General features: G+C 64.1%; 17 protein-coding genes and 1 tRNA gene. 9 read left to right on the top strand and 9 right to left on the bottom strand.

Annotation, left to right across the window (positions count from 1 at the left end):
• Positions 1 to 188 precede the first annotated feature (188 nt).
• Positions 189 to 533 (top strand): hypothetical protein, encoded by a 345-nt coding sequence (locus WJ542_RS14795; RefSeq protein ID WP_411189959.1) that lies wholly within the window; start codon positions 189 to 191, stop codon positions 531 to 533.
• Complete coding sequence (tssG, locus tag WJ542_RS14790) at positions 533 to 1,621, top strand: type VI secretion system baseplate subunit TssG (RefSeq protein ID WP_411189958.1); 1,089 nt, start codon at positions 533 to 535, stop codon at positions 1,619 to 1,621. The genes WJ542_RS14795 and tssG overlap by 1 nt, the downstream gene beginning before the upstream one ends.
• 144 nt (positions 1,622 to 1,765) lie before the next feature.
• On the opposite strand, the gene WJ542_RS14785 is transcribed toward tssG, so the two are convergent.
• The 3 genes from WJ542_RS14785 to WJ542_RS14775 all read right to left on the bottom strand — a co-directional run bounded on the left by WJ542_RS14785 (position 1,766) and on the right by WJ542_RS14775 (position 3,959).
• Positions 1,766 to 2,263 (bottom strand): IS5 family transposase, encoded by a 498-nt coding sequence (locus WJ542_RS14785; protein WP_411190568.1) that lies wholly within the window; start codon positions 2,261 to 2,263, stop codon positions 1,766 to 1,768.
• Entirely contained in the window at positions 2,173 to 2,583 is a 411-nt protein-coding gene (locus tag WJ542_RS14780; protein WP_411187075.1) for a transposase, read from the bottom strand. Before WJ542_RS14780 ends, WJ542_RS14785 begins: the two co-directional genes overlap by 91 nt.
• A 647-nt stretch (positions 2,584 to 3,230) precedes the next feature.
• Positions 3,231 to 3,959, bottom strand: coding sequence for an SDR family oxidoreductase (locus tag WJ542_RS14775; RefSeq protein WP_411189957.1), 729 nt, complete (start codon positions 3,957 to 3,959; stop codon positions 3,231 to 3,233).
• A 251-nt stretch (positions 3,960 to 4,210) separates the two neighbouring features.
• Here WJ542_RS14775 and WJ542_RS14770 point away from each other — a divergent pair, with 251 nt between their 5' ends.
• Complete coding sequence (locus WJ542_RS14770) at positions 4,211 to 4,834, top strand: 2-hydroxychromene-2-carboxylate isomerase (RefSeq protein ID WP_411189956.1); 624 nt, start codon at positions 4,211 to 4,213, stop codon at positions 4,832 to 4,834.
• A gap of 108 nt (positions 4,835 to 4,942) precedes the next feature.
• On the opposite strand, the gene WJ542_RS14765 is transcribed toward WJ542_RS14770, so the two are convergent.
• Positions 4,943 to 5,935: an NAD(P)H-dependent flavin oxidoreductase gene (locus tag WJ542_RS14765; RefSeq protein WP_411189955.1), complete on the bottom strand. Its 993-nt coding sequence runs from the start codon at positions 5,933 to 5,935 to the stop codon at positions 4,943 to 4,945.
• Positions 5,936 to 6,157: 222 nt separating this feature from the next.
• On the opposite strand from WJ542_RS14765, the gene WJ542_RS14760 reads away from it, so the two are divergent.
• Both WJ542_RS14760 and WJ542_RS14755 read left to right on the top strand, forming a co-directional pair.
• Entirely contained in the window at positions 6,158 to 6,688 is a 531-nt protein-coding gene (locus WJ542_RS14760; protein ID WP_411189954.1) for a PadR family transcriptional regulator, read from the top strand.
• Positions 6,689 to 6,867: 179 nt separating this feature from the next.
• Positions 6,868 to 6,944 (top strand) — tRNA-Met (locus tag WJ542_RS14755).
• Positions 6,945 to 7,430: 486 nt separating this feature from the next.
• Here WJ542_RS14755 and WJ542_RS14750 read toward each other — a convergent pair.
• Positions 7,431 to 8,126: an aspartate/glutamate racemase family protein gene (locus tag WJ542_RS14750; RefSeq protein WP_411190574.1), complete on the bottom strand. Its 696-nt coding sequence runs from the start codon at positions 8,124 to 8,126 to the stop codon at positions 7,431 to 7,433.
• A 134-nt stretch (positions 8,127 to 8,260) separates the two neighbouring features.
• Between WJ542_RS14750 and dinB the strand changes: the two genes are divergently transcribed.
• Positions 8,261 to 9,424 carry a DNA polymerase IV gene (gene dinB, locus WJ542_RS14745; RefSeq protein WP_411189953.1) on the top strand — a complete coding sequence of 388 codons (1,164 nt, stop codon included), beginning with the start codon at positions 8,261 to 8,263 and terminating at the stop codon, positions 9,422 to 9,424.
• An 86-nt stretch (positions 9,425 to 9,510) separates the two neighbouring features.
• Complete coding sequence (locus WJ542_RS14740; RefSeq protein ID WP_411189952.1) at positions 9,511 to 10,797, top strand: amidohydrolase family protein; 1,287 nt, start codon at positions 9,511 to 9,513, stop codon at positions 10,795 to 10,797.
• 125 nt (positions 10,798 to 10,922) lie between these two features.
• Here WJ542_RS14740 and WJ542_RS14735 read toward each other — a convergent pair whose 3' ends face one another.
• From WJ542_RS14735 to fixL, 4 genes are all read right to left on the bottom strand, one after another.
• Complete coding sequence (locus WJ542_RS14735; RefSeq protein WP_411189951.1) at positions 10,923 to 13,022, bottom strand: M3 family metallopeptidase; 2,100 nt, start codon at positions 13,020 to 13,022, stop codon at positions 10,923 to 10,925.
• Between the two features lie 297 nt (positions 13,023 to 13,319).
• A complete protein-coding gene (gene folD, locus WJ542_RS14730) occupies positions 13,320 to 14,180 on the bottom strand; it encodes a bifunctional methylenetetrahydrofolate dehydrogenase/methenyltetrahydrofolate cyclohydrolase FolD (protein ID WP_411189950.1) in 861 nt (286 codons plus the stop codon).
• Positions 14,181 to 14,414: 234 nt separating this feature from the next.
• On the bottom strand, positions 14,415 to 15,059 hold the full coding sequence (fixJ, locus tag WJ542_RS14725; protein WP_027793486.1) for an oxygen response regulator transcription factor FixJ: 645 nt from the start codon (positions 15,057 to 15,059) through the stop codon (positions 14,415 to 14,417).
• A complete protein-coding gene (gene fixL, locus WJ542_RS14720) occupies positions 15,056 to 17,584 on the bottom strand; it encodes an oxygen sensor histidine kinase FixL (RefSeq protein WP_411189949.1) in 2,529 nt (842 codons plus the stop codon). The genes fixJ and fixL overlap by 4 nt, the downstream gene beginning before the upstream one ends.
• Before the next feature lie 290 nt (positions 17,585 to 17,874).
• Between fixL and aceE the strand changes: the two genes are divergently transcribed.
• Together aceE and aceF are read left to right on the top strand one after the other, a co-directional pair.
• Positions 17,875 to 20,571: a pyruvate dehydrogenase (acetyl-transferring), homodimeric type gene (gene aceE, locus WJ542_RS14715; RefSeq protein WP_411189948.1), complete on the top strand. Its 2,697-nt coding sequence runs from the start codon at positions 17,875 to 17,877 to the stop codon at positions 20,569 to 20,571.
• Between the two features lie 78 nt (positions 20,572 to 20,649).
• Positions 20,650 to 22,299, top strand: a complete 1,650-nt coding sequence (aceF, locus tag WJ542_RS14710) for a dihydrolipoyllysine-residue acetyltransferase (RefSeq protein ID WP_411189947.1) — start codon at positions 20,650 to 20,652, stop codon at positions 22,297 to 22,299.
• Positions 22,300 to 22,381: the final 82 nt, after the last annotated feature.

The raw sequence follows: 22,381 nt of genomic DNA, 5'->3' as shown, positions 1-22,381 counted from the left end.
TCCGGGGTTTCCTGTCTTCATTCGATGCAGACATGGAGGCGGAATCTATGAACCGGGGGCGTACACGGTATTTCGCGAGGTCAGCATCGGAGATCGCCCCCCGACTTTTCCGCTCACCAGAAGGCGATGGGTATGTCGTGTATCTCCATGGCGGATGGGACACTCACAATGCACGCGTGAAGGTCGACATGGATTACCAGATGCGGAGCTGTTGCCGGAAACTGCATATGCGCACACGAAAACTGCCGGCAGCATTCGAGGTGGATTGTGCGACGCTTGAGAGCGTGAGCGCGTTGTATGAGCGCGCGGGTCTGTTCGCGTGGCGCGAGACGCTACAGGAGGTTGATAGCTGGGAGGGCGAAACATTGACTCGCGCCTATCAACTAGCCCGGAAGAAACTGGAAACCGCGGATTGGCGAGATGCCAGCCGCGAGAATAATCCATGGCCGGAGCAACTGGCGCTGTTCGACCCGGAGGGTGGTCAGTGGTATTTCGTGTCCGGGTCTGTTACTGGTACTGACAAGGTGAGCTGATGGAACGTGCATCGGACAATAACGTCCTGCCGGAAGATGTGCTGTCACCTGCAATGATGGAGCATCTGCAGCGCGAGCCGTGGCGCTATGGTTTCTTCGCCCTCATGCGCCGCATAGGTGCCCGTGCAAATGTTAGTCCAGTCGGCACGGCTGAATTGCCTCGGACCGAGCCGTTTCATGTGGGGCAGAAAGCCAGCCTGATCTTTGCTCCACGTGAGATCGCCGAGGCAAGTCTTCGGGACGGCAAGCTGCGCATTCGTCTTTTTGGTCTTGGAATGCTTGGACCGAACGGGCCGTTACCGATTCACGTCACCGAAATCGCTCGCGAGCGTGAAGAACATCGCCGGGATCCGACGCTCAGCAAATTCCTGGACATCTTTCATCATCGCTCGCTGACATTGCTGTATCGCGCGTGGGCATTGGCGCAATCGACCCTGAGTCTCGATCGGCCTGAACACGACCGGTTTTCGCTTTATGTTGCAAGTCTTTCAGGTTTCCCCCGGAGGCAGGACAGACCTTGGCCGTTGCCTGCACATGCACGTCTTTCGGCTGCACCGCACCTTGTTCGTGAGGCCCGTAATCCGGAAGGGTTGCGCAACGCGCTCGCAAATTATTTTGGGGTGCCAGTAGAGATCGAGGAATTTGTCCCTCACTGGATGTCGCTTTCTCCGGAAAGCTGCAGCGTCATGGGTGAGCACCGTGCATCGTCATTCATCGGTACAGGTGCGGTGCTTGGTCAGCAGGTGCTGGATCGACAGTACCGATTATGCATTGTGATGGGCCCACTGGACCTGGCGGACTACCTGCGCTTCATACCACAGGGAGAAGATCTGCTGAGACTGATCGAATGGGTGAGGGCGTTTGTGAGCGAGGAGTATGACTGGGAACTCGAACTGCAGATCAAGCCGCAGAGTGCACCGCCTGCAGTCATGGGCGGCCCGGCGCAGCTCGGGTGGTCGGGGTGGCTTGGACAATCGCCGGACGGGAAGCCCATTACGGGAATGCGTTTTGAACCGGAACGCTATATACCGCAACTCAGGCGCGCTGCTGCTGAGCGGGCTGCTCGCTCAGTGAAGACTGAACCATGAAGAACAGGCCCCAAAATCTACAGCGAATGGTACCAGGCCGTCGTGGTGCCCTGTCTGTGCGCGGGCACGCAGGGCGGATGCCCTTGCGATGGCGTGAGGCGGGCATTGTCTGTCGATGCGATACGTTGGCCGTAAAAGGCCAGTTCAAAATGGCCGCTCAGCTCGGCTGAAGATGTTCCAGCAGACGAGAGAGCAGCCGAGTTTGAGGAACGCTTCGTGAATGTCAGATCGGCGTTCGAAGCGGATGCGAAGACGACGGAAACCATGGAGCCACGAATGAGTCCGTTCGACGACCCAACGGAATTTGCCGAGGCCGCTGCCGTGTTCGGTGCGGCGTCTGGCGATGACCGGTCTGATACCGCGTTCGCGAAGTCGGTGGCGATGCGAGTCGGAATCGTAGCCACGGTCGGCGTAGAGGACCTTGGGCTTGCGAAGCGGTCGGCCGCGAGTGCCGCGAATCGGCGGGATAGCGTCGACCAGCGGCAGCAGTTGCGTGACATCGTTGCGGTTCGCGCCGGTCAGGATCACGCTGACAGGAACGCCATTCGCGTCTACGAGGACGTGATGTTTGGACCCTGGTCGTGCGCGATCGGTGGGGTTTGGCCCAGTTTTTGGCCTGCCCCAACGGCGCGCACGGACGATGAATCGACAGCCGCATATGAGAAGTCGAGCTGGCCGGATTCGCGCAGCTTGTCGAGCAGCAGCCCGTGCAGTTTGTCCCACACTCCGGCTTGCTGCCAGTCGTGCAACCGACGCCAGCAAGTCGCTCCAGAGCCGAAGCCCAACCGGGTCGGCAGATGATTCCATCGCATCCCTGTCTTGAGCACGAGCAGGATGCCATTGAGTGCCGCACGGTCCGAGACCGGCAGGCGCCCAGGGTATCGCCTGTGTCGCGGCTTGGGCGGCGGAAGTAGTGGTTCGATCAGTGCCCACAGCGCGTCATCGATGATAGGTGCCGGCATTCCTTGATCCGTTGTTCAGGCATCCAAGGTTAACCGTTTCACGGGAAAGTAAACAGCCCTTCCGGGCTCTTTTTGAACTGGCCTTTAAGGAAGGTGCATTTGCTGATTGGTTGCTTGCAGGACGGGCGGTGAACGATGGACCAACCGTTCTGCGCAGCCAGCAATACTGTCAATAATGCAGAAAGTGGGAGATGGCAAACAAGAAAACTTCACTGTGGGACGACGTAATCGAGCTGGCAGGACCAGCACACGAGCTAGCCACCATGTACCCGAGGTACATGGCTGGGTGAGTGGCTCATTGACAGACATCTGCGTGACAAGGTGACTTTCATACCGTAGGGCGCCATTGTGTACTGCACCTTATGGAGCTCAATTGATCATTCAGGTGTATATGTCGGCTATCAAGGCAAGTCAGAAAAGATCGCTCAACTGAGTAAAAGCGGCTCACTCTGACGCGGCTCAATTGGAATGATCGGCAATAGATGGCTTGGCAGCGCAGACATCTACAAAAGATCTAGGTGAACATCCCAGGTGGCGATTTTCATGGGAGGCTCGGTCTGCTACGGCGATGAATCAGGATGCGCGCCGCACAGGCGGGCGCGCGACGCGTCATTATGACCCGCTTCCGCCGGCCGGAGGGAGCCGCCTCACCATTCCTCGATCCACGGCCGCAGGTCGAGCTCGTGCGTCCATGCGTCCCGGGGCTGCTGGTGCAGCATCCAGTAGGCGTCGGCGATATGGTCGGGATTCAGGATGCCGTCGCGTTCCTTGAGCTTGTAGCGCTCGGGAAAGTTTTCGCGGATGAACTCCGTGTCGATTGCGCCGTCGACGATGAGCTGCGCGACGTGGATGCCCTGCGGCCCGAGCTCGCGCGCCATCGACTGCGCAAGCGCGCGCAGCGCATGCTTGGCGCCCGCGAACGCGCTGTAGCCCGCGCGTCCGCGCAGGCTCGCAGTCGCGCCGGTGAAGAAGATCGAGCCGTGGCCGCGCGGCAGCATGACCTTGGCCGCCTCGCGGCCCATCAGGAAGCCCGCGAAGCAGGCCATTTCCCAGACCTTGTGATAGACGCGCGCCGTGGTTTCGGTAACCGTGAAGCGCACGTTCGCGCCGATGTTGAATACCGCCGCCTCGATGGGCGCGATCTTCGTCTCGATCTCTTCGAAGAGTGCGATCACGTCTTCTTCCTTGCGCGCGTCCGAGCCGAACGCGTGGGCCACGCCGCCTTCGGCCTCGATCTGGGCGACGAGTGGCGCGAGCTTGTCGGCGTGACGGCGCGTCACGCAGGCGACGTAGCCTTCACGCGCAAAACGGCGTGCGATCGCGCCGCCGGTGGCGTCGCCTGCGCCGATCACGAGCACTGCTTTTTTTGAGGTCATGGCCGGGTTGTCTCCTGTCACGGTATGAACTGCATTGCGGAATGAAAAACTGCCTGCCGGTTCAATCTCATGCGGTGCTGCGGGTGAGCCCAAGATATTCTGGCTCGGCAGAGGGAGTCATCGGTTGCCGGGCAAACCGACTATCAGTATATTGACCTGCATTGCGGAAGATGGCTCGCCAGGAAGACGGCGGGTCGGGTGAGCCGGCGGCGCCGCTCGCGCTGCCACGGAGGAATCAAGGAGGAGACACGATGAGCGACGTGAAGGTGGAATTTCTGTTCGACTTTGGCAGTCCTAATGCTTACCTGAGCCACAAGGTGATCGGCGAAATCGAGCGGCGCCAGGGTGTGCGTTTCGACTATGTGCCGGTCCTGCTGGGTGGCCTCTTCAAGCTGAGCGGCAATCGCTCCCCGGCGGAAGCGTTTGCGGGCATCGCGAACAAACAGAAGTACATGGTGGTGGAAATGCGGCGCTTCATCGCGCGGCACGGACTCACCGCGTATCGCCACAACCCGCATTTCCCTGTGAATACGCTGCAACTCATGCGTGGCGCGATTGCGGCGCAGCGCAACGGGACGTTCGAGCGTTACGTCGACCGCGTGTTTGCGCACATGTGGGAAGACGGTCTCAAGATGGACGACCCGGCGGTGTTGCGCGCGACGCTCGAAGCCGACGGCTTCGACAGCGCGGCATTCGAAGCCGCTATCGGCGATCCTGAAGTGAAGGGCGCTTTGCTCGCGAATACGCAGGCCGCGTTCGATCGCGGGGCGTTCGGTTCGCCGACGTTTTTTGTCGGCGACGAAATGTTCTTCGGCAAGGACCAGTTGCGCGACGTGGAGGATGAGATCGCGCGCGTCAAGGCGCTGAAGGGGTGAATGCGAAGCCGGTGCGCCGAGGAGGTGCGCCGGCTTCGCAGGCACGGGCAGTGGGGTGTGGTCCACGCTTGCCTCGTGTCGCGCAGATAGCCCGCGATGGCGAGCGGCTCAGGCTTCGGCCGCTTCCGCTGCGCCGGTCGTTTCGGCCGCAACGCCGAGACGCGCGCGCGCGGCCTCGTATTCGCGCTTCAGGCGCGCGATCAGATCGGCGGCGGGCAGGATGCTCTTGACTGCGCCGATACCTTGGCCCGAGCCCCAGATGTCCTTCCACGGCTTCACGCGCGTAGAGCCGAAATTCATCGCCGACGGATCCGATTCGGGCAGCGCATCCGGATCGAGGCCGCTCGCCACGATACTCTGGCGCAGGTAGTTGCCGTGCACGCCGGTGAAGAGATTCGAGTAGACGATGTCGCCCGCATTGCCGTCGACGATCATCTGCTTGTATGCGTCGACTGCGTTGGCCTCGTTCGTTGCGATGAACGCCGAGCCAACATAGGCGAGATCGGCGCCCGCAGCCTGTGCCGCGAGAATCGCATTGCCGTTGCCGATCGCGCCCGAAAGCAGCAGCGGACCGTCGAACCATTCGCGGATCTCGTGGATCAGCGCGAACGGCGAGAGCGTGCCGGCGTGGCCGCCCGCGCCCGCGGCGACGGCGATCAGGCCGTCGGCGCCTTTCTCGATCGCCTTCTTCGCGAACGTATTGTTGATGATGTCGTGCAGCACGATGCCGCCCCACGCGTGCACCGCGCGGTTTACTTCCTCGCGTGCGCCGAGCGACGTGATGACGATCGGCACTTTGTACTGCGCGCAGACGCCGAGATCGTGCTCGAGACGGTCATTCGACTTGTGGACGATCTGGTTCACGGCAAACGGCGCGGCCGGATTGTCCGGGTGCTTCGCGTTGTGTTCGGCGAGCTCGGTCGTGATGCGGTCGAGCCACTCGCCGAGCACGTGCTCGGGCCGGGCGTTGAGCGCGGGGAAGGAGCCGACGACGCCCGCCTTGCACTGCGCGATGACGAGATCGGGGTTCGAAATGATGAAAAGCGGGGAGCCTACGACCGGAATCGACAGGCCGCGGCGCAGCACGGCGGGGAGGGACATCCAGATCTCCTGATGGGGACGGAACCGCCCGGATTCGAGGCGGTCGCCGTCGCGGTCTTCGTTGCGTCTCAATGGCACCGACGCCGCAGCGCGACGCGCGTGCCACGGCTCGACAGGCTTAAACATAGCAAAGCGGAGCGCACTATGCAACTGGTTGCATAGTGCGCTCGCTCGAAAGGATTAAGGGTCGGCGTGGCCGGGGTGGTGGTTTAGAATCGCCGCATGTCGACCCCCCACGCCATCCTGATCGCGCTGCTGGAGAAGCCGTCCAGCGGCTATGACCTCGCGCGGCGCTTCGACCGCGCGATCGCCTATTTCTGGCAGGCCACCCATCAGCAGATTTATCGCGAACTCGGCCGCATGGTCGAGGCGGGGTGGGTTGCCGTGATCGAGAACGAGGCGCCGGCCGCGACGCGCCGGAAGGTTTATTGCGTGCTGCCGGTGGGGCGCGAAGAAGTGATCCGCTGGGTGCGCCAGACGCCGCTCGGGCCGGATGACCGGAATGTGTTTCTGCTGAAGCTGCGCGCCGACGCGGTGATTGGGCCGTTAGGTCTGGGTGAGGAACTGTTGCGGATGATCGACGACAATCAGGCGCGGCTCGGCCTGTATCGGGAGATCGAGCGGCGCGACTTCGGCGCGCCGTCACTCACGCGTGCGCAGCAGGTGCAATACGCGATTCTTAAGGCGGGGATACAGACGCAGGAGATGTGGCTCGAATGGGCCGAGGATGTGCGGCCGTTGCTCGATGTGTAGTGACTGAACGGGTTGATAGGGAGTCCAGATTAATTGTGATTGTGGTAAGGGGTTGTTGCTTCGCTTCGGCGTGCTCTGTCTTGTGCGCGACGTTGGTGTCCGATTCTCCGTTCGGCTGGGAACGAGAAAAACGTTTGACGAAGCGACGGCGAGGCCCTATAATTCTTTTCTCTGACGGACGCGGGGTGGAGCAGTCTGGCAGCTCGTCGGGCTCATAACCCGAAGGTCGTAGGTTCAAATCCTACCCCCGCAACCAAACAGCTCAAGAGGCGTTTTGTGCCTCACCAGAGCAGGCCTGAAAGGGCATTGGGGCAATCTCGCAGGTTTTGCGAACTTGTGTCAGAACTGAAACCCGCCGCGAGCGGGTTTTTTGTTGTCCGCTGATCCTGCCCCAGTCACACAGAGACACGATCGATTGTGATTAGGGATCCGAATCAAATAACCGACTCGCCGGTTTTCAGACTCGTATGATTCTGTCGGCAAACGCATCAGCCTAATCTGGCTGTCTGTGCCACTGCCTTTTGCGCGAGCGACTCATGCGCCCAATCATTCTTAGTCACGCTTCCCGCGAGTTTGTATACGACCACGCATCGCAACACGTTGACGGCCTCTCGGTCGTTGGATCCGTAGTGTTGCTCGTATTCGCGCTTGTCATCTTCGCTACTACGTCTGGCCATCTATGGTCCGCGCTCAGGGGCGACACGCGTTTGCGCTAAATTCCGCCTCGGTCCGATTCAGTCTTTCAGTCTTCAATCGCCCAATCCACGGCCGCCTGCGCATGCAGCGCGGTAGTATCGAACACCGGCAGCGCCGAATCGTCCGCGCCGATCAAGAGCGTGATTTCCGTGCAGCCTAGAATGACCGCCTGCGCGCCGCGTGTCTTGAGATCTTCGATCACACGCTGATAAACGCGTCGCGACTCGTCTTTCACGATACCGTGACAAAGCTCAGCATAGATGATGCGATGCACGTCTTCGCGATCCTGCTCGCCGGGAACGACGGCTTCGATACCGTGCCGCTCGCGTAGCCTTCCCACGTAGAAATCCAGTTCCATCGTATAGCGCGTGCCGAGCAGCCCGGCGCGCGTGACGCCAGCCGCTTTTAACGCGGCGCCGGTTGGGTCGGCAATGTGCAGGAAGGGCACCGCAATGGCCGCCTCGATCGCTGCACATACGCGATGCATCGTATTCGTCGCGAGCAGGACGATCCCCGCGCCGCCGCGTTCGAGTTGCATGGCGGCTTCGGCCATCTGCGCGCCCAGCGCACTCCAGTCGCCCGCGCGCTGCAGCGCCTCGATGCCCGCGAAGTCCACCGTCACCATGAGGCTGCGTGCGTTGTGATGGCCACCCAGGCGTGCCTTGGCGTTACGGTTCAGCAGCCGGTAATACTCGGCGGACGATTCCCAGCTCATGCCGCCTATCACGCCTATCGTCTTCATCGTCATGGTTCTGTCCGCAGGGTTCGAGTGGACGAGTATAGGCTGCCGCTTGCCCGCGTACAGGTACGATAGTGCCTCACCGCGGCGGTACAGCCAGGGGACGGATCGAAGACAGTCGTCTTGAAAATGGCACTGTGTTTTTGTACAGTATCGATACCTTGAACGCGCCATCCTTCGCCCCGCCGCAGCCGGCCGCAAGCAGCGCCATGCGCAAGATCATCCATTGCGATTGCGACTGCTTCTACGCATCGGTCGAAATGCGCGACGATCCGTCGTTGCGCGGGCGTCCGCTCGCCGTCGGCGGGCGGCCCGACCAGCGCGGCGTCATTGCCACCTGCAACTACGAGGCCCGGCGCTTCGGCATTCATTCGGCGATGTCGTCGGCGCTCGCCATGCGCAAGTGTCCGGAGCTGCTGATCCTGCCCTCGGCGATGGAGAAGTACCGCGTCGCGTCGCGGCAGATCATGGCGATCTATCGCGACTACACGCCCGACGTCGAGCCGCTTTCGCTCGACGAAGCCTATCTCGACGTCACGCAGTCGACGCGCTGCAAGGGCAGCGCCACGCTGATCGCGAAGGAGATTCGCGAACGCGTGCATGCCACGGTGGGGGTGACGGTCTCGGCGGGTGTCGCGCCGAACAAGTTCATCGCGAAAATCGCTTCGGACTGGAACAAGCCCGATGGCCTCTTCGTCGTGCGCCCGGAGGAGGTCGATGCGTTCGTTGCCGGGCTGCCGGTGCGCAAGATTCACGGCGTGGGCAAGGTCACGGCCGCAAAGCTGGAGAAGTTCGGGCTGACGACCTGCGGGCAGTTGCGCGGGTGGTCGCTGATCGATCTGCATCGGCAGTTCGGCGTGTTCGGCAAGCGGCTCTATGAACTGTCGCGCGGTCTCGACGAGCGGCCCGTCTGTTCGGACCAGGAGCGCAAGTCGGTGAGCGTCGAAACGACTTACGTGAACGATCTGCTCACGCTCGAAGCCTGCGGCGAAGAGCTCAAGCCGCTCGCGGCGCAGCTCGATGCCCGCATCGAGCGCGCGGGCTGCGCGCACGCGGTGCGCAAGCTCTACGTGAAGATCCGCTTCGCGAACTTTCAGCGCACGACCGTCGAGTGCGTGCGCGATGCGACCGATCTGCCGACCTTTCTCGTGCTGCTCGAAAAAGGGCTCGCGCGGCGCAAGCTGGGCGTGCGGCTTCTCGGCGTGGGCGTACGGCTCGAAGAGGACAACCCCGCGTTGCGCGGCCAGTTCCCGCTCTTCGACCAGGATCCCGAAGACGACGACCGCGTGCCCGGCGCCTGAGCGGCGCATGCTGTCGTGCCGGCGGCGTCGGGCTGGCGCGGCTTTTCTGGCGCCGATAGAATCGGCGCAACGAGGAGGAGCCGCTCATGGACTTGATCATCCGCCACGCCGTGCTCGCGCATGGGCATCCCGCCGGCCATGCCGCGGTTGACATCGGCATCGAGGCGGGCCGCATCGCCGCCGTCGAGCCGCAGCTTGCCGCCAGCGCGCGCGAGGAGATCGACGCGGCCGGCTCGCTCGTCACGGCGCCATTCGTCGACGCGCACTTTCACATGGACGCGACGCTCTCGTACGGCCTGCCTCGCGTGAACGCGTCGGGCACGCTGCTCGAGGGCATCGCGCTGTGGGGCGAGCTCAAGCCTCGTCTCACGCAGGAGGCGCTGGTCGAGCGCGCTTTGCAGTACTGCGACTGGGCCGTGGCGCGCGGGTTGCTCGCCATCCGCAGTCACGTCGACGTCTGCGACGAGCGGCTGCTGGCAGTCGAGGCATTGCTCGAAGTGAAGCGCCGCGTCGCGCCGTATCTCGATCTGCAACTGGTGGCGTTTCCACAGGACGGGTTGTTGCGCAGCCCCGGCGCCTTCGAGAATCTCAAGCGCGCGATTGCAATGGGCGTGGACGTGGTGGGCGGCATTCCGCACTTCGAGCGCACGATGGCCGATGGCGCCGAGTCGGTGCGGCTGCTGTGCGAGTTCGCGGCAGAGAAGGGCTTGCGCGTGGACATGCACTGCGACGAGTCCGACGATCCGCTCTCGCGCCACATCGAGACCCTGGCGGCCGAAGCGCATCGGCTGGGCTTGCATGGCCGCGTGGCGGGCTCGCATCTCACCTCCATGCATTCGATGGACAACTACTACGTGAGCAAGCTGCTGCCGCTGATGCGCGAGGCGGGCGTGGCCGCGATCGCGAATCCGCTCATCAACATCACGCTGCAAGGTCGTTCGGACACCTATCCGAAGCGGCGCGGCATGACACGCGTGCCCGAGCTGATGGCGGCCGGCATCGACGTTGCGTTCGGCCACGATTGCGTGATGGACCCGTGGTACAGCTTCGGGTCCGGCGACATGCTCGAAGTGGCGCACATGGGGCTGCACGTCGCGCAGATGACGGGCGTGGCGGCCTCGCGCGCGTGCTTCGATGCCGTGACGGTGAATCCGGCGAAGATTCTCGGCCTCGAAGGTTATGGGCTCGCGCCGGGCTGCGAGGCGAACTGCGTCGTGCTCGACGCGAGCGATCCCATCGAGGCGATTCGTTTGCGCGCGCCGCGGCTCGCGGTGGTGAGCCGGGGGAAGGTGGTGAGCCGGCAGCCGGCGCAGCGTGTGGCTCTGGCGCTCGAAGGGCGGCCCGACAGCGTCGATTTCAAGCTGCACCGCTAGCACGGTGGCAGTAAGCCAGCGCGGCGAAAGAACGAAAGAACGGCAAGAAAAAGCCGCGCACGGGAAAGATCCCATGCGCGGCTTTCACATCGCGCGTCAATGCGGTCAGCGCTCGGCGGTCGCGCTCAATGCTGCGCGGGCGGCTGCTCCATGCCGTTGTGGCGCAGCAAGGCGTCGATGCTCGGCTCGCGGCCGCGGAACGCCTTGAACGATTCCATCGCCGGGCGGCTGCCGCCCACCTCCAGAATCTCCTTGCGATAGCGCGTACCGGTGTCCGCGTCGAGCACGCTCGACTGCGCCGCCTGGGCTGCTTCCTCGAAGGCCGCGTAGGCGTCCGCGGAGAGCACCTCGGCCCACTTGTAGCTGTAGTAGCCCGCCGCATAGCCGCCGGCGAAGATATGGCTGAACGTGTCGGGCCAGCGCGAGAACGGGGCCTGCGGAATCACGTGATAACGTTCGTTGATTTCGCGTGCGAGGTCGTTCACGCTCTTGCCCGCCGACGCTTCGAAGTCCACGTGCAGCGCCATGTCGAACATCGAGAACACGATCTGGCGCAGTGTGCCGAGGCCGCTCTGGAAGTTCTTCGCGGCGAGCATCTTGTCGAAGAGTTCGCGCGGCAGCGGCTTCGCGGTATCGACCTGCGAGCTCATGTCGCGCAGCACGTCCCACTCCCAGCAGAAGTTCTCCATGAACTGCGAGGGCAGTTCGACCGCGTCCCACTCGACGCCATTGATGCCCGACACCGCGAGTTCGTCCACGCGCGTGAGCATGTGGTGCAGACCGTGGCCGAACTCGTGGAAGAGCGTGATGACTTCGTCGTGCGTGAAGCAGGCGGGCTTGCCGCCCACCGGCGCCGAGAAGTTGCAGGTGAGGTAGGCGACGGGCGTTTGCACGCGGTTGTCGTCGAGCTTGTGGCGCGAGCGCGCGTCGTCCATCCATGCGCCGCCGCGCTTGCCTTCGCGGGCGTAGAGATCGAGATAGAACTGTGCGACGAGCGTGCCGTCGGCGTTCTCCACGCGGAAGAAGCGCACGTCGGAATTCCACACGGGCGCGCTGTCCTTGCGGATGCGAACGCCGAAGAGCGTTTCGGTCACCTTGAAGAGACCCGGCAGCACGAAGTCTTCGGGGAAGTACTGCTTCACTTCGTTTTCGGAGAACGCATAGCGCTGCTGGCGCAGGCGCTCGGAGGCGAACGCCATGTCCCACGGTTCGAGCTGCGCAAGGCCCAGTTCCTTCGCGGCGAATTCGCGCAGTTCGTCCCAGTCCTGTTCGGCGTGCGGGCGCGCCCGCGTCGCGAGGTCTTCGAGGAAGCTCATCACCTGTTGCGGCGACTCGGCCATCTTCGGCGTGAGCGACACTTCGGCGAAGTTGTCGTAGCCGAGCATCTTAGCTTCCTCGGCGCGCAGCTTGAGCTGCCCGGCGATGATCTCGGTGTTGTCCCACTCGGCCTTGCCGCCGCCATAGACGGGGCCCAGTTCCGATGCGCGCGTGACGTACGCGCGGTACATCGTCTCGCGCATCGCGCGGTTTTCCGAGTATTGCAGCACCGGGAAGTACGACGGGAAGTGCAGCGTGAACTTCCAGCCTTCCTTGTTCTCGCGCTCGGCCGCCTCGTGGGCCGCGGCGATCACGTCTTCGGGCAGGCCGGCGAGTTCTGTTTCGTTCGCGGCGTAGTACGCGTAGCCGTTGGTCGCGTCGAGCACATGGTCGGAGAATGCCTTCGAAAGGGCGGCCTGGCGCTCCTGCAATTCGGCGAAGCGCGGCTTCTGGTCTTCGGGCAGCTCGGCGCCCGACAGGCGGAAGTCGCGCAGCGCGTTGTCGAGAATCTTTTTGCGTTCGCCCGAGAGCAACTCGAACGAGTTGTGCGTGGTGATCGCCTTGTACTTTTCGTAGAGCGCGAGGTTCTGGCCGACGCTCGCCCAGAACTCGGTCACGCGCGGCAGGTTTTCGCCATACACGGCGCGCAGCTCGGGCGTGTCGGCCACGGCGTTCAAGTGGCCGACCACGCCCCAGGCGCGCGCGAGCGGCTCGGTGGCGCGCTCGACCGGCTCGACCACGTCGTCCCACTGGGCGGGCGTCATGGGCTGGGCGGCACGGTCCACGGCCGCTTTCGCGTTTGCGAGCAGCACGTCGAGCGCGGGCGTCACGTGTTCGGGACGAATCTCGCCGAAGCGCGGCAGGCCGGAGAAGTCGAGCAGCGGATTGTCGGAGGGAGTAGTAGCCATGGTGCGTCCTGTTCCTGTCTGTCGCGGTTCGTGGGTGTACGGAGTTCGGGGGCATGCCCCGACACGTTGAGTATTGGGGCGCGGTGCGCGCATCTCAACCGGGCCGATGCCTGCAAATTATCAGATGTCGGCGCTTGCTGACGAAACGGCGGCGCAGGCGGCACAAGTGGCACAAGCGGCACCCGCCATATGAAACGGATGCTACTGCATCGCGGGACGCGCCGCGCATGCGCCGGCACAAAAGCGAAGCGGCCCGCAAGGGGCCGCCTGAAACGGGCTCAATGCGTCTGGCGCAATTTATGCCTCGTTCGCCGCGGCGCGTTCCGCCGCCTCGATCGTGTTCACTAGCAGCATGGTGATGGTCATCGGGCCGACGCCGCCGGGCACCGGCGTGATGTGGCCGGCCACGTCCTTCAGGCCCGCGAAGTCGACGTCGCCGCAGAGCTTGCCGTTGTCGTCGCGGTTCATGCCCACGTCGATTACCGTGACGCCGGGCTTCACCATGTCGGCGGTGAGGATGTTGCGCTTGCCTACCGCTGCGACGACGATGTCGGCCTCGCGCGTGTGCGCCGCGAGGTCGCGCGTCTTGCTGTGGCAGATCGTGACGGTGGCGCCCTGTTCGAGCAGCAGCATCGCCATCGGTTTGCCGACGATGTTCGAGCGGCCGATCACCACCGCATTCGCGCCCGTAAGCGGAATCTTGTACGCCTCGAACATCTTCATCACGCCGTAGGGCGTGCAGGGGCGGAACAGCGGCTGGCCCGTCATCAGCGCACCGGCGTTGGCGACGTGAAAGCCGTCCACGTCCTTCTCGGGCGCGATCGCTTCGATGACCTTGTGGCTGTCGATATGCTTCGGCAGCGGCAACTGCACGAGAATGCCGTGGATTTTCGGATCGCGGTTCAATTCGTCGATGCGCGTGAGCAGGTCCGCTTCGGAGAGCGTGGCCGGATAGCGGTCGTACGACGAATGAAGGCCGTTGTCCTCGCAGGCCTTGATCTTGTTGCGCACGTAGACCTCGCTCGCGGGGTTGTCGCCGACCAGCACGACGGCGAGGCCCGGCTGATGGCCGCGGGCGGTGAGGGCGGCGGCGCGCGTGGCGACGTCGGTGCGCAATTGCCGGGAGAGGGCGTTGCCGTCAATGAGGGTGGCTGTCATGGTCGGTCGGGCTCGAGAGTGGGAATGCGGCGGCAAGGGCGCCTGAGGGCGGCGGTGTGGCCGCCGGGCCGTTGCGAAGGCCGACATTATACCGTCGCGCAGCAAGCGCTTCGCGCGCCTGGGCATGCCGCCGGCGGGAGGCGGGACGGGGCGCCGCGCAAAAGCGCTGCGTCCCGCGTGTCGGCCATGCCCACGGGGGCAGCCGGCGCGCGGGACGCAGGAGGACCCGACCGCTTACTGTTGCGCTTGCTGCGGCTTGTTGGAGAGCGCGAGACGCAGCAGGTCGGCGACCGTGTTGACGTTCAACTTCTCCATGATGTTCGCGCGGTGCGCTTCGACGGTCTTGATGCTGATGCCCAGATCGTCGGCGATCTGCTTGTTCAGGCGGCCCGCGATGATGCGCTCCAGCACCTGATGCTCGCGCGCCGTGAGCTTGCCGAGGCGTTCGGCCGCGGCACGCTGCTGCTGCACGTTGGTGCTTTCGCTGCGCGCCTTGTCGAGCATGCGCTCGACGAGCTTGCGCAGTTCGGCTTCGTCGAACGGCTTTTCGATGAAGTCCATCGCGCCCTTCTTCATGGTCGAGACGGCCATCGGCACGTCGCCGTGGCCCGTCACGAAGATGATCGGCAGCGCGGTGTTGTCGGCGATCAGGCGCTCCTGCAGTTCGAGCCCGCTCATGCCCGACATCCGCACGTCCAGGATGAGGCAGGCGATCTGTCCGGCTTGCGCCGGCTGGTACGCTTCGAGGAACTCCTCCGCGCTGTTGAAGCACTGCACGCGGTAGCCGTTCGCTTCGAGCAGCCAGCGCAGGGAGTCTCGTACGGCCTCATCGTCATCTACGACAAAGACGGTTTCCTGGGTGGTGACTGGGCTGTTCATGGCTCTCCCGTAACGGTTGTTGGAGTCGGCTCGTCGGAGCCGTCGCGAGACGGCGTATCCGCTTCGCCGATCGGCAGACTGCAATGGAACGTGGCGCCGCTGATGTGGCCGTCGACTTCGACGTTGTTGACCACCCACAGGCGTCCGCGGTGCGATTCGATGATCGAACGGCAAATGTTCAGCCCCATGCCCATACCGTCGGACTTGGTGCTGTAAAACGGTTCGAAGAGGCGTTCGGCCGTGGCTTCGTCCACGCCCGGCCCCTGGTCCACGACGCTGATGCAGACGTTGCCGCCTTCGCGCTTCACGACCACGCGGATCACGGGCTCCACGGCCGCCTCTGCGAGGTTCGGACGGGCGCCCGCCATGGCCTCGGCGGCATTCTTCAGCAGATTGACGAGCACCTGCTCGATCAGCACCGGGTCGACGTAGATCACGGGCATGCGCGAGCGCATGTCGGTCACGATGCGGATGCGGCGCTTGCGCGCCTCGATTTCGGCGAGGCCCACGGCGTCGGCGACGATGTCGGCCACGCGCGTGGCCTGGCGCTTCGGTTCGGAGCGCTTCACGAATTCGCGGATGCGCTTGATGATCATGCCCGCGCGCACGGCCTGCTGCGCGGTCTTTTCCAGCACGGGCAGCAGGTTGTCGGGCGCGGCGCGCCCCGACTTCACGAGCGCCACGGTGCCCGAGGCATAGTTGTTGATCGCGGCGAGCGGTTGGTTCAGCTCGTGCGCGAGCGAAGAGGCCATTTCGCCCATCGTCATCAGGCGGCTCGTGAACTGCAGCTTCTCGTCTTGCTGGCGGGCGAGTTCCTGGGCCTGCTTGCGCGTCGTGATGTCGGTCGCGATCTGCATCTGCGCGAGGTGGCCGTCCACCCACTGGATGTACTGGCGGCGCACCTCGAACCACTTCTGGATGCTTTCGACGTAGACCTCCTGCGCGTCCGCCGTGCTCTCGGTGAGCGCGGTGGCCGGCAGACCCGCGAAGGCGTCGACCATGTCGATCGAATCGGACGAGGCGTTCGCGGAATCGAAGCCGCCGCCGCCCGCGAGCTCCAGGTGGCCGTCGGGGCGGATGCCGAAGAGGTGCCGGTAGTAACGGTTCGCAAACAGCAGTTCGGCTTCGTCGGCGGCGAGCACGGAAACCGCGGCGTCGAGGCTTTCCAGCACCGTGGTGAAGCGCTCGTGCGCGGCGGCGAGTTCTTCGCGCGCGCGCCTCGGTTCCGTGATGTCGGTCATCGACGACATCCAGCCCGTCTGGCGGCCCGAGCTGTCGATGAGCGGCGAAACATAAAGGCGCGCATGGAACTGCGAGGCATCCTTGCGGCGCACGCGCAGCTCGAATCCCGAGGAGGGCGCCTTGCCGCGCAGCGTCATGTCGAGCTGGCGCTGCATTTCCGGGTAGGCATCGCGGGGCCAGTACGGGAACGGCGCATTCTTGCCGACGAGGTCGCTTTCGTCCCAGCCGGTCATGCGGCAGAACGCGGGATTCACGTGGGTGATGCGGCCGTGCATGTCGAGCACGCGCATGCCGATCAGCACCGAGTTTTCCATCGCGCGGCGGAAGAACGCTTCGGCGTAGAGCGCCTGCTGCGCCTCGAAGCGCTGGCGCGTGTGCTTCCAAAGGCTCCAGAGGCTCCACAGCACGAAGCACGAGAGCCCCGCGACCAGCCACACGAGCGTATTGTTCGTGAAGTTGGTCATCTGCGGATACGAGTACACGCGCACCGAAACGCCCTGGCCCGGCGGATCGAGCGGCAGGTCGTAGTAGACGTCGCGCGGCAGGCGCGGGCGCGTCGAGGTGGTGGCGAGCTCGCGGTCGTTCGCGTCGAGGATCGAGATCTTGTATTTGGCCGAGAGTTCGGGCGGGATGTCGTGCTTCAGGATGCCTTCGACCGAGAACACGGCCGCGATCGAGCCAAGAAAATCCCGATCGCGGTATACCGGTGTTTGCAGCGTGATGTAGCCGTTGCCGAGATCGTCATAAATGAGCGGCGAATAGACCTGGCGGCGCGTGTCGCGCGCCTCGGTGAAAGCGGCCTTGACGGCTTCGTCCATCTGCTCGTCGTTGGGCTTGGCGAGGCGCTGGCCGAACACGGGCATGGCCGTAGCCGGCCAGCGCGGCTCCTGCTCGCTCGTGTACCAGTTGAGATAGAGGATCTCGGGATGCCCCTGCATGATGTCCGTGGTGGACGTCTGGAAATACTGCGGGTCCGTATGGCCGGCGGCGAGATCGCGCGCGAGCGCCTGCAACTGTTCTTGCGCGCCCGTCATCGACAGGCGGATCTGCTGCTGGGCCCACGCCACGTTGCGGTAGAGCGTGTCTTCCTGCTGCTGCTGTTCGCGGCGGTTCAGGCTCCACAGGATCAGGCTCATGACGATCAGGAACACGAGGATCGACAGGAGCGGCGTCAGCAAATAGGAATTGGACCACCAGGGTCCGTGGTGCCAGCGGGACGGCGACGAGTCGCCGGGCGTACCGGGCGGCCGCGCCGAGCGTGCGAAAAGCCGTTCGGTCAACATGGCAAGGATTGTAGCGCAGCGTAAGACACGGAATTGCCGCGAAAAAAGCAGTAAATCGCCGATAAACGGGCGCAAACTGACCGTTATCGCCACAAGGGCGCGAACGATTCAGCGTGCGCCGCAACAATTTTCCACATTATAAAATTCAATCTCGCAATTCGAAAATTTTGTTGCGCGAGGCCCCAGGGGGTCATTACAATCGCCCGAAAGATGCTGCGGTCGACCTGGCTCGTCCCGAACAGTCGCCCGCATGGTCCGTTCAACAGCGTTCCCCCAATCAGGAGACGAGCATGTCCGCAGTACCCGACGAAGTCCTGAAGTACGTAGCCGCCGACAAGGATGAAGATCCGCAGGAAACGGCCGAATGGCTTGAAGCGCTGGACGGCGTCATCTCGGCGATCGGTCCCAACCGTGCCCACTACCTGATCGAAAAGCAGATCGAATTCGCCCGCGTGCATGGCGAGCACCTGCCGTTCTCGGCGAACACGCCGTACATCAACACGATCCCCGTCGCCAGCCAGGCGAAGAATCCCGGCGACCAGGACATCGAGCACCGCATCCGCTCCTACACGCGCTGGAACGCCATGGCCATGGTGCTGCGCGCGGGCAAGCACACCAACGTGGGCGGCCACATCGCGTCGTTCGCCTCGGCTGCCACGCTCTACGACGTCGGCTACAACCATTTCTGGCGCGCGCCTTCGCCCGAGCATGGCGGCGACCTCGTGTTCGTGCAGGGCCACTCGTCGCCGGGTGTCTACTCGCGCGCGTTCCTGCTCGGTCGCCTCTCGGAAAACCAGCTCGACAACTTCCGCCAGGAAGTGGGCGGCGAGGGCATCTCGTCGTATCCGCACCCGTGGCTGATGCCGGACTTCTGGCAGTTCCCGACCGTCTCGATGGGCCTCGGCCCGATCATGGCGATCTACCAGGCACGCTTCATGAAGTACCTGCAGGCGCGCGGCATTGCGAAGACCGACGGCCGCAAGGTCTGGGCGTTCCTCGGCGACGGCGAAACCGACGAACCGGAATCGCTCGGCGCCATCGGCATGGCCGGCCGCGAGCGTCTGGACAACCTCGTGTTCGTCATCAACTGCAACCTGCAGCGTCTGGACGGCCCGGTGCGCGGCAACGGCAAGATCATCCAGGAGCTCGAAAGCGAGTTCCGCGGCGCCGGCTGGAACGTCATCAAGGTCCTCTGGGGCAGCCGCTGGGATGCGCTCTTCGCGCGCGACAAGTCGGGCGCGCTGATGCGCCGCATGATGGAAGTCGTGGACGGCGAGTACCAGACCTACAAGTCGGAGTCGGGCGCATATGTTCGCGAACACTTCTTCAACACGCCGGAACTGAAGGCGCTGGTGGCCGACTGGTCCGACGAGGACATCTGGAACCTGAACCGCGGCGGTCACGATCCGCACAAGATCTACGCGGCGTTCCACGAAGCTTCGAATTCGAAGGGCCAGCCCACCGTCATCCTCGCGAAGACGATCAAGGGCTACGGCATGGGCGAAGCCGGCCAGGCCATGAACATCACCCACCAGCAAAAGAAGATGCAGGTGGATCAGCTCAAGAAGTTCCGCGACCAGTTCCGCCTGCCGCTCACCGACGAGCAGATCGTCGACGTGCCGTACCTGACGTTCGAGGAAGGCTCGAAGGAACTCGACTACATGCGCCAGAAGCGCATGGACCTCGGCGGTTACCTGCCGGCTCGCCGCCAGAAGGCCGAGTCGCTGCCGGTGCCGGCGCTCGACGCGTTCGAGCCGCTGCTCAAGGGCACGGGCGAAGGCCGCGAGATCTCGACGACGATGGCGTTCGTGCGGATCCTGAACATCCTGCTGAAGGACAAGGCGCTCGGCAAGCGCGTCGTGCCGATCGTGCCGGACGAGTCGCGTACCTTCGGCATGGAAGGCCTGTTCCGCCAGATCGGCATCTGGAATCAGGACGGCCAGAAGTACGTGCCGGAAGACTCCGACCAACTGATGTTCTACAAGGAATCGCAGACCGGCCAGATCCTTCAGGAAGGCATCAACGAAGCCGGCGGCATGTGCGACTGGATCGCGGCCGCGACGTCGTACTCGACGCACGGCGAGATCATGGTGCCGTTCTACATCTTCTACTCGATGTTCGGCATGCAGCGCATCGGCGACCTCGTGTGGGCCGCGGGCGACATGCGTTCGCGCGGCTTCCTGCTGGGCGGCACGGCGGGCCGTACGACGCTCAACGGCGAAGGCCTGCAGCACGAAGATGGCCACTCGCTCCTGTGGGCCGCTTCGGTGCCGAACTGCCTGAGCTACGATCCGACCTTCGGCTACGAACTCGCCGTGATCATGCAGGACGGTCTGCGCCGCATGGTGCAGGACCAGCAGGACGTGTTCTATTACATCACGGTGATGAACGAGAACTACGAGCACCCGGCGATTCCGCAGGGCGAGCATGTGGCGGCCGACATCATCAAGGGCATGTACGCGTTCCGCAAGGGCGCGGACAACGCCAAGGCGCCGCGCGTGCAACTGCTGGGCGCGGGCACGATCTTCAACGAAGTGATCGCCGCCGCCGACCTGCTGAAGAACGACTGGGGCGTCGAGGCCGACCTCTGGAGCGTGCCGAGCTTCACGGAACTGGCCCGCGAAGGCCACGAAGTCGAGCGCTGGAACCTGCTGCACCCGAGCGAGCCGCGCCGCGAATCGCACGTCGAGAAGCTGCTCAAGAACACGCAAGGCCCGATCATCGCGTCCACCGACTATGTGCGCGCGCTGGTCGACCAGATTCGCGGTCTCGTTCCGCGCAAGTTCGTGGTGCTCGGCACCGACGGCTTCGGCCGTTCGGACACGCGTGAAAAGCTGCGTCACTTCTTCGAAGTCGATCGCTACTGGACCACGGTCGCAGCGCTCAACGCGCTCGCGGACGAAGGCAAGATCGAGCGCAAGGTCGTGGGCGATGCCATCGCCAAATACAACCTCGATCCGTCCAAACCCAACCCGATGACCGTCTAACGCATCACCCCCTGTGCATGGCAAGCGCGCCTCCCCGAAGCGGGGAGGCGTTCTTATGCGGCCCCGGAGACACTAACAATGAGTCAAGCGATCGAAGTCAAAGTGCCGGACATCGGCGATTACAAGGACATTCCTGTGATCGAGGTGCTGGTGAAGGCGGGCGATACCGTCGAAAAAGAGCAGTCCCTCATCACGCTGGAGTCGGACAAGGCGACGATGGACGTGCCGAGCCCGGCCTCGGGCACGGTGAAGGAAGTGAAGGTCAAAGTGGGCGACAACGTGTCGGAAGGTTCGCTCGTGCTCGTGCTGGATGGCGCGGGCGCTGCTGCGGCTCCGGCTGCCGCGCCCGCGCCGGCTGCTGCACCGGCCCCGCAGGCCGCTCCCCAGGCCGCCCCGGCGGCGAGCGGCGGCGGCGCGCAAAGCGTGAAGGTCCCCGACATCGGCGACTACAAGGACGTGCCGGTGATCGAAGTTGCCGTGAAGGTGGGCGACCGGGTGGAGAAGGAGCAGTCGCTCGTCACGCTCGAATCCGACAAGGCGACCATGGACGTGCCGAGCCCGGTGGCCGGTGTGGTGAAGGAAGTGAAGGTCAAGGTGGGCGATGCGGTTTCCGAAGGCACCGAGATCTTCGTGATCGAAGCCGAAGGCGCCGCCGCTGCGGCCGCGGCACCCGCGCAGAAGGCCCCGGTCGAAGTGCCGTCGGATGCGCCTGCCTCTGCCGCACCGGCCAAGGCCGCGCCGGCGGTTCCGTCCGCGCTCGCGCAGGCGCCGAGCATTCAGGCCGGCGAAGGCGGCGCACGCCGTTCGAGCCACGCTTCGCCTTCGGTGCGCAAGTTCGCGCGCGAGCTGGGCGTCGACGTGGCGCGCGTCGCGGGTACGGGTCCGAAGGGCCGCATTACCCAGGACGACATTACGGCGTTCGTGAAGGGCGTGATGACGGGCGCGCTGGCGGCGCCGGCTGCCGCGGCGGCACCGGCCGGCGGCGCGGGCGCGGGGCTGAACCTGCTGCCGTGGCCGAAGGTCGACTTCACGAAGTTCGGCCCGATCGATACGCAGCCGCTGTCGCGCATCAAGAAGATTTCCGGCGCGAATCTGCACCGCAACTGGGTCATGATCCCGCACGTCACGAACAACGACGAAGCGGACATCACCGACCTCGAAGCGCTGCGCGTGCAGTTGAACAAGGAAAACGAGAAGGCGGGCGTGAAGTTCACGATGCTCGCGTTCGTCATCAAGGCCTGCGTCGCGGCGCTGAAGAAGTTCCCGACCTTCAACGCGAGCCTCGACGGTGACAATCTCGTCTTCAAGCAGTACTACCATATCGGTTTTGCAGCCGACACGCCCAACGGCCTCGTCGTTCCGGTGATCCGCGACGCGGACAAGAAGGGTCTCGTCGACATCGCGAAGGAAATGGCCGAGCTCTCGAAGCTCGCGCGCGACGGCAAACTCAAGCCGGACCAGATGCAAGGCGGCTGCTTCTCGATCTCGTCGCTCGGCGGCATCGGCGGCACGCACTTCACGCCGATCATCAACGCGCCGGAAGTGGCGATCCTCGGCCTGTCGAAGAGCGCGATGAAGCCCGTGTGGGACGGCAAGCAGTTCGTGCCGCGCCTCACGCTGCCGCTGTCGCTCTCGTACGACCATCGCGTGATCGACGGCGCGGCTGCCGCGCGCTTCAACGCGTACCTCGGCTCGATCCTCGGCGATTTCCGCCGCGTGATTCTGTAAAACCGCTTCATCGACCGGCTTGCGCCGCCGCGCGGCACGCGTTTCCTGCGTGCGCGCCGCGGCGGGCGCAGCCGGTTATCTC

Source organism: Paraburkholderia yinzeri (genome assembly GCF_046581065.1).
Lineage (GTDB): Bacteria > Pseudomonadota > Gammaproteobacteria > Burkholderiales > Burkholderiaceae > Paraburkholderia.
This window is presented reverse-complemented; position numbering and strand designations above follow the sequence as displayed.